The organism is Nitrosophilus sp., assembly GCF_982775275.1.
The window spans coordinates 1-7,185 of sequence record NZ_CEXZHP010000072.1 but is presented as its reverse complement, the minus strand read 5'-3'; the positions used below and the strand labels follow the sequence as shown (position 1 = coordinate 7,185).

Here is a 7,185-nt window from a genome sequence, read left to right as displayed (position 1 = left end):
TTATAATCAAAAATTTTACTATTATTTTAAATAAGCCTCAAATAGATATAAAATATCCAGATAGGTCTAAAATCCGATCAATAGAAGAAAAATATAACATCAAAATCGATATTAAAAAAGAAAATTTTCTAACTATCAATTTTAAGCTAAAAAAAATTAATAAAACAAAAAGATTTGATTTTATAAAAACCGAGCTAAATTTATATAGTTTTTTTAAAAATAAAGATGCTATAAAATCCTGGGATAGTTGGTTAAATTATCTCAACAAGACAAAAAAAAGCGAAGATATTGAACTTTATAAATTGATAAGTGAAAAAATAATAAATCAGTTAAGAGATCAATTTCCAAACTGGACTATAAAATGGGAAAAGCCCTATCTCATAACATTTTTTACAAGCTATCCCGATACAAAAACTTACGATATAGCAAAAGAGGAAATAGAAAAAATGAATATTTTTTTAAAAAAGATATTGTATGGAGCCTTTATTCCTTTGTTAAGCGGAAAAAATGTAGGTTTTATTGAAATTGTCGATGAAAAAGACTTAAAAAACGGAGTAAAAGAAGTATTAGAAGAGTTATCAATAAATAAAAAGGATATAAAAACTATACTATCATTAACAAAACCTGGAGAAATAATCTTTTTTATTCCAAAAAACTGCAAACTTCCATTGGGAATAAAAAAATATGGCTGGCAAAGTGTCGGCAATAATGTAAAAATCGATTTTAAAAACGGCTGTCCCAAAATATATTATTTAAAATAGTATATTGATAATTTTTTTTATTTACTTTCAAATAGTTCTTTGCTTGATTTTTAATTTTAACCTTTATTATGTATAATTTAAAAAAAGGATACACCATGAAGCTATATTTTATTAGGCATGCAAAAGCCGTTGATAGAGTAGATTGGAATGATGATGATTTGCTAAGACCCCTTAATCAAAAAGGTATAAAAATATCTAAAGAGTTTTTTTCAAAACTTCCAAAAATTTACGATATTGATATTATCATATCTTCGAAAGCCGTTAGGGCTATGCAAACCGCACAAATATTAAAAGAGTTTTATCCAAATGCAATATATACTACCTCAAATCTTTTAAATCCGGGATCTAGCTTAGTAGATGTGGAGATATTATTAAAAGAGTATGAAGATTATGAAAATATTGCTCTTGTTGGACATGAGCCAGATATCTCTACCACAATTTCAAAACTACTTGGATGTAAATTTTTAAATATAAACGTAAAAAAATCTTCTATAATAGAACTTGAAGGAATAAACATAAATGAACTTGCTCTAAGATCTTTTTTATATCCAAAAATCCTAAAGGATCTCAAATAATGGAGTTTAAAGCGGGTGATATTAGCAAAATTGCTATATTTGCCTTTATACTTATTGTCGGACTTTTAGGAACTTATCTTGAATTTAGAAAACCCAAAAACAAAAATCAAGCTAAAGAGTTTAAAAACGAAGATTTCAATAAAATAATAAAAGAGGAAATTAAAAAAGAGGAAAAATTATGAAAATTAAAATTATTATCTTAGGTGGAGGATATGGAGGTATTAAGGCTTTAGAATCTTTTGCGAATCACAAAAATATAGAAGTAACTTTAATTGATCAGCATACTTACCATTATCTTCAAACTCAAAGTTATGATTTGGTAGCTTCAAAAATCTCACTTGAAAAAACTTTTATATATCTTCCTACTCTTGTTAAAGGAATAGATAAAAATTTTAACTTCATACAAGATGAGGCAATAGATATTGATAAAAAGCAAAAAAAACTAATTTGCAAAAACGGAATTTATAAGTTTGATTTTTTGATTATCGCAATTGGTAGTGTAACAAAATTTCTAAAAGGCTTTGAAGAAAAAGGCAAATACTCTTTAGGAGTTAAAAGTTTAAGAGGCGCACTAAACATAAAACATTTTTTTGAAAAAGAACTTTTTGATCGATTAGAACCTTCCATAGCTAAAAAATGCTTCAATATAGTCGTAATTGGCGGAGGACTAAGTGGCGTAGAAATAGCATCGGAAATGAAATATTACTTCAATCAATATTCAAAAAACAACGCTTTATCTTGTGGTAACATCAACATTACGCTTATCTCAAAACATATATTAAAAAATTTAGATAAAAAAGCCCAAAATATAGCAAAAAAAAGACTTGAAAAACTCGGTGTTAAGATCATATATCATCATGTTAAAGAGATAAACGAAAAAAAACTATTTTTAGATAATAACGAAGAAATTGAATTTGATTTTTCTATTTTTACTGGAGGTATCGAACCTCCCCCATTGATAAAAAATCTAAATTTTAAAAAAAATAAGAAAGGTTTTCTAATCGTAAACGAATATCTTAAAGTCTATGATAACATTTACGCCATTGGAGATTGTGCATTTTTAACAGACCGATATGGTAAACCTGTCCCCCCAACAGCACAAAGCGCTGAACAAAGTGGCGTAATTGCTGCAAAAAATATATTAGCAGAAATAAAAAATGAAAATCTTATAAAAGCAAATATCAAAATGAGGGGTCTTGCTATAGCTCTTGGTGGAAAATTCGCCTTAATAATTACTCCTTTTAATTTATATATTACTTCTTTTATAGGTTATCTTATAAAAAAAGCTATAGAAGAATATTATAAAATTCCGTTAAAATTAAAAGCTTTTCAAGGTTTCAAAACTTTAAAATTTTGCAAAAAAGACAACAAATGAAAATAGCAACCTTTAACGTAAATTCTATAAGAGCCAGAAAAGATTTAATTATAAAATGGTTAACGCAAAAAATAGAATTGGATGTTTTATGTTTACAAGAGTTAAAATGTATTGATAAAGAGTTTCCTTATGAAGATTTTGAAAAAATAGGATTTAAATGCGAAGTTTTTGGACAAAAGGCTTATAACGGAGTCGCCATATGCTCAAAATTTGATTTTGAAAATGTCCAAAAAGGGTTTAATAACGAGTTTTGGGATCAGGAAAAAAGATTTATTAGAGCTAAAATAAAAGGGATAGATATATTAAATATTTATGCTCCTCATGGAGATATAGAGGGCGAGAGACATTTATATAAACTTAATTTTTTTAAATTTTTAAAAGAGTATATCAGTAAAAATTTTGATCTTAAAAATGATCAAATCTGTGTAGTAGGTGATATGAACGTAGCCAGGGATGATATCGATGTTTGGGATAGCGAGCTGCTAAGAGGAACAATAGGTTTTATGGATGATGAAAGAGAGGTATTTGAGGATTTTTTAAAAGTAGGACTTATAGATACTTTTAGAAAACTCCACCCAAAAAGCCATGGTTTTACGTGGTGGGACTACAGAAACGCAGCCATTTGGAGAGATCTTGGAATGAGAATAGATTATATTTTAACATCAACTAAACTTTTTGAGAAATTAGAAAGCGTAGAAGTAGATCTTTGGACTAGAAGACGAAGATCCCCTACCCCAAGTGATCACGCACCCGTGATTGCAAAATTTAAAATTTAAGATATTTTTTCGCTTTTAGCACAATTTGAACATATACCTTTTATAGCGACGCTAATATGAGATATTAGATGATTTTTGATCTCTTTTTCTAAACATTTAGTATCTATATGTAGATCTATTATTTCACCACAATTTTCACAAACAAAATGCGCATGAGGCCCTTTGGTTATTTCGTATCTGTTTTTGCCATTTGGGATTTTGACTTCGCTTAAGAGTCCTTTTTCAACCATTGCGTTTATATTTTTATATACTGTTGCGGTAGATATGGTTGGAATAGTTTTTTTGATTCTTTTTTCAAGCTCTTCAATACTTAAATGTCCAGCATCTTCAAGTTCCTTTAAAAAAATAACCCTTTGAGGCGTCGCTTTTAGATCATATTTTTTTAAAAGCTGTGAATAATCTATTCCTTTCATAAAATTCCCCCTATATATTTTTGTTTTAGTTTATACACTAAATTTTTATTTTTGTCAAATGATAATTTTTTTTCTTTAATTAATATCCTTTTAAGTTATTAAATGCAATAATCTATTAAAAGAAAAATTTTTTCCTTTAATGTCGGGGGTTATTGTAAGAGTAACGAAAAGATGCGAAGATATAACTAAAGGATAAATCAAATAAAGGAGATAAAATGGCACGTAAAGGTATAAGTATATTAAAGGGTATTGAAGCAAAAGAGGTTATAGCCTTGCTTAATAAAGCATATGCAGATGAGTGGTTAGCTTATTATCAATATTTTATAGAAGCAAAAGTTATAAAAGGGATTATGAAAGACTCAGTAGTAGCCGAACTAAATCAACACGCAGCCGATGAGTTAAGACACGCAAATATGGTAGCCGATAGAATATTGCAGCTTGGGGGAGAGCCTCTTTTACATCCAAGCGATTGGTTTAAATACGCAAACTGCGCATACGAAGCACCAACCAATCCAGATGTTTTGAATATTTTGGATCAAGCTATAAAAGGCGAACAGTGTGCTATAGAGGTATATAGTAAAATAGCTGAAATCACACAGGGAAAAGATATAGTAACTTATGATATAGCAAGTCAGATCCTTGCTGATGAAGTTGAACATGAAGAGGATTTACAGGCTCTTTTTGAAGATATCAAAGAGTTTATCGACCAATTTAAACTTAGATAGGCTTTTGCCTATCTATAAACTATTTTTATAATTGCATATAAAAAAATAGATACTGATAAAAATATTAAATCCTTATCTATAATTATTAAAAAGATAGAAAAAAGCATCAGCCCAAAAGAGATCAAAAAAGGCTTGATATACTCTTTTAGCTCTTTTTTAAGCCATTCAAGTTGATATGGCGACATCTCAACTTTTAAACTGCCTTCACTAGCTTGCTTTATCGTAGTTTTAAAATCTTTTATTAGATATGGTGTCTCTTTTATCTCATCTAAAATCATCTCCAATATATTATCTTTATATCCTAAAGCTCTAGGTATATTTTTTTGCAAGAGTGGCAAAATATCTTTTATTCCGTTAAAATTTTCTATGTATGTTGTCCCAAGTCCTTCTATTATCGCACTAACTCTCAAAATATATATCGCCTCTTGAGGAAGTTTAAAGGGAAGATCTCTCATCGATTCAAGAATTTCAAAAGCTAATTTTTGCATATTTATAGCACTTAAGCTCTCATCGCTAAAAATCTCAAACATCTCCTCGACAAATTCGGCCATTACGCTTTTTGGAGCTTCGTACGCTACTACACCAAGCCTCTTAGCAGCTGAAATATATAACTCATAATCTCTCTCGTGCGCCGATTTAATCATCTCTATTATGGCTACTCTCGTATCAGAATCTACTCTTTTTACCATTCCAAAATCTAAAAGTATAAGTTTTCCCTCCTTATTTACAAGAAGATTTCCCGGATGAGGATCTGCATGAAAAAAACCAACAACTAACATCTGCTCCGCATAAAAATTTATCAAATTATCAAGAATTGGTCTAAAATCTACCCTCAATTTTTTTAATCCTTTCTTATCATCAAACCTAACCCCCTCCATGTAACTCATAACCAACGCATCATCACTACAATACTCTTCATAAGGCTTTGGAAAAAAAACATCGCAATAGGAGTAAGTTTTAGAAAACTTTTTTAAATTTTTTAACTCTTTTTTTAAACTCACTTCCTGCATTATCATATTGGAAAATTCTACAATTACAGCTTCCAAAGAGTTTTTTGTATATTGTGAAAATAGAGGTTTAAAAATGTTATTTAATAGTCTTAAAATAAAAATATCTTTTTTAACTTGCTTTTGGATATTTAATCTTCTTAATTTAACGGCAACTTTTTCGCCACTTTTTAAATAGGCTATATGAACTTGACCTATAGATGCGCTTGCTATGGGCTTTTTATCAAATTTTTTAAATATATCTTTTTTCGCAAAACTTTTATTAAACACTTGGATAAACTCTTCATCTCTCATAGGAGGTAGTTCATCATGCAAAGATTTTAACTGATCAAGATAGTCTTCGCTAAAAAAATCTGCTCTTGTAGCTAAAACCTGAGCAAGTTTTATAAAGCTAGCACCAAGAGATGTTATTGTGGATTTTAATTTTTTTGGAGGCAAAGGTTTAAAACCAAAAAAAGACTCTTTTCTTTTTATTAAAAGAAAAAATGTTAGCAAAAGTATAAAAATTTTATAAACTCTTTTTATAAAAAACTGTTTTTTCAAAAAATTGGCTCTTACTTTAATCATAAAATAGTTGTTTTATTTTTTCCGTTTCTTTTGGAAAAATATAAAGCTTCATCGGCTCTTTCCAATAAACTCGTCAAATCGTCGCTGGTTTTTTTAATCGTTATTCCAAAACTTGCACTAATTTTAAAATTATATTTTTTACTTAAACTTTCTATTTTCTTCCTTATTTTTTCAGCCTTTTCCAAAGCCTCTTTCTCGTTTGCGTTAATCAAAGCTATAATAAACTCTTCCCCTCCAAATCTACCCACAATATCATTTTTTCTTGTACATGAAAGAAGTATATTTGCCACGTCTTTTAAAACGGAATCTCCTATCATATGCCCTTTGGTATCGCTTATATCTTTAAAATTATCCAAATCCAGTATTATTAACGCAAAATCCGAAAACTCTATATGTTTTTTTATTAAAGAAAAAAAACTATTTTTATTTAACAATCCTGTTAATCCATCCTTTTTAACCTGTTCAATTAATATGCTTTTTTCCGCTTCCAACTCTTTTGTAGTTTTTTCTACGAGTTTTATCAACGCGTTTATAGCTCTAATGGAACTATTTTCTTCTCCGTAATCTATATCAAATAGATCAAACTCTTTTTTTCCATCTTTTTTTTCCGTAGCAGCAACAAGAGTCAAACTTTCGTTTAATAACTCTTTGCCGTTTTTCATAGTCGCAAACTCGCCATATGTAAAAAAACCGATATTTGGTGCAACGTTTTCTAAAACTTTGATCTCATTATTAACCAAGCTTCCTAAAAATCTCTTTCTTGCAATACAAGAAAAAATAAATAAAGACTCTATATTTTTTTTGAAAACCTCGTTTTTTATAAGTTTCCCAGCGGTATCCAAAATAACCAAAGAGTTTCCAAAACCAAACCTAACTGTAGAACCCTCTGGAACGTTTCCTGCAAATATTAAAGCTTTATCATCGTTCATAGCAATTGCGGCTCTTGCCAAATAAATTCCGTCTTTTTCAAGCATTAAAGGAAATTC

The 7,185-nt window shown here is 29.0% G+C and carries 9 protein-coding genes; 6 read left to right on the top strand and 3 right to left on the bottom strand.

From position 1 onward, the window contains the following. The 5 genes from AC30RD_RS04890 to xth form a co-directional block, all read left to right on the top strand. Positions 1 to 761: hypothetical protein (locus AC30RD_RS04890; RefSeq protein WP_489493186.1), on the top strand; the 761-nt coding region annotated here is incomplete at its 5' end. 95 nt (positions 762 to 856) lie between these two features. After that, entirely contained in the window at positions 857 to 1,336 is a 480-nt protein-coding gene (locus tag AC30RD_RS04885; protein WP_489493185.1) for a SixA phosphatase family protein, read from the top strand. Continuing rightward, on the top strand, positions 1,336 to 1,518 hold the full coding sequence (locus AC30RD_RS04880; RefSeq protein WP_489493184.1) for a hypothetical protein: 183 nt from the start codon (positions 1,336 to 1,338) through the stop codon (positions 1,516 to 1,518). Before AC30RD_RS04885 ends, AC30RD_RS04880 begins: the two co-directional genes overlap by 1 nt. Further along, on the top strand, positions 1,515 to 2,711 hold the full coding sequence (locus AC30RD_RS04875) for an NAD(P)/FAD-dependent oxidoreductase (protein WP_489493183.1): 1,197 nt from the start codon (positions 1,515 to 1,517) through the stop codon (positions 2,709 to 2,711). The genes AC30RD_RS04880 and AC30RD_RS04875 overlap by 4 nt, the downstream gene beginning before the upstream one ends. Next, entirely contained in the window at positions 2,708 to 3,487 is a 780-nt protein-coding gene (gene xth / locus AC30RD_RS04870) for an exodeoxyribonuclease III (protein ID WP_489493182.1), read from the top strand. The genes AC30RD_RS04875 and xth overlap by 4 nt, the downstream gene beginning before the upstream one ends. Here xth and AC30RD_RS04865 read toward each other — a convergent pair. Next, positions 3,484 to 3,900 carry a Fur family transcriptional regulator gene (locus AC30RD_RS04865; RefSeq protein ID WP_489493181.1) on the bottom strand — a complete coding sequence of 139 codons (417 nt, stop codon included), beginning with the start codon at positions 3,898 to 3,900 and terminating at the stop codon, positions 3,484 to 3,486. The genes xth and AC30RD_RS04865 overlap by 4 nt on opposite strands. Before the next feature lie 215 nt (positions 3,901 to 4,115). Between AC30RD_RS04865 and AC30RD_RS04860 the strand changes: the two genes are divergently transcribed. Beyond that, a complete protein-coding gene (locus AC30RD_RS04860) occupies positions 4,116 to 4,625 on the top strand; it encodes a ferritin-like domain-containing protein (protein WP_489493180.1) in 510 nt (169 codons plus the stop codon). Positions 4,626 to 4,633: 8 nt separating this feature from the next. Here AC30RD_RS04860 and AC30RD_RS04855 read toward each other — a convergent pair whose 3' ends face one another. After that, positions 4,634 to 6,199 (bottom strand): ABC1 kinase family protein, encoded by a 1,566-nt coding sequence (locus AC30RD_RS04855; RefSeq protein WP_489493179.1) that lies wholly within the window; start codon positions 6,197 to 6,199, stop codon positions 4,634 to 4,636. Continuing rightward, positions 6,196 to 7,185, bottom strand: a 990-nt coding sequence (locus AC30RD_RS04850) for a GGDEF domain-containing protein (RefSeq protein ID WP_489493178.1), incomplete at its 5' end; no start/stop codon positions are given. The genes AC30RD_RS04850 and AC30RD_RS04855, both read right to left, overlap by 4 nt.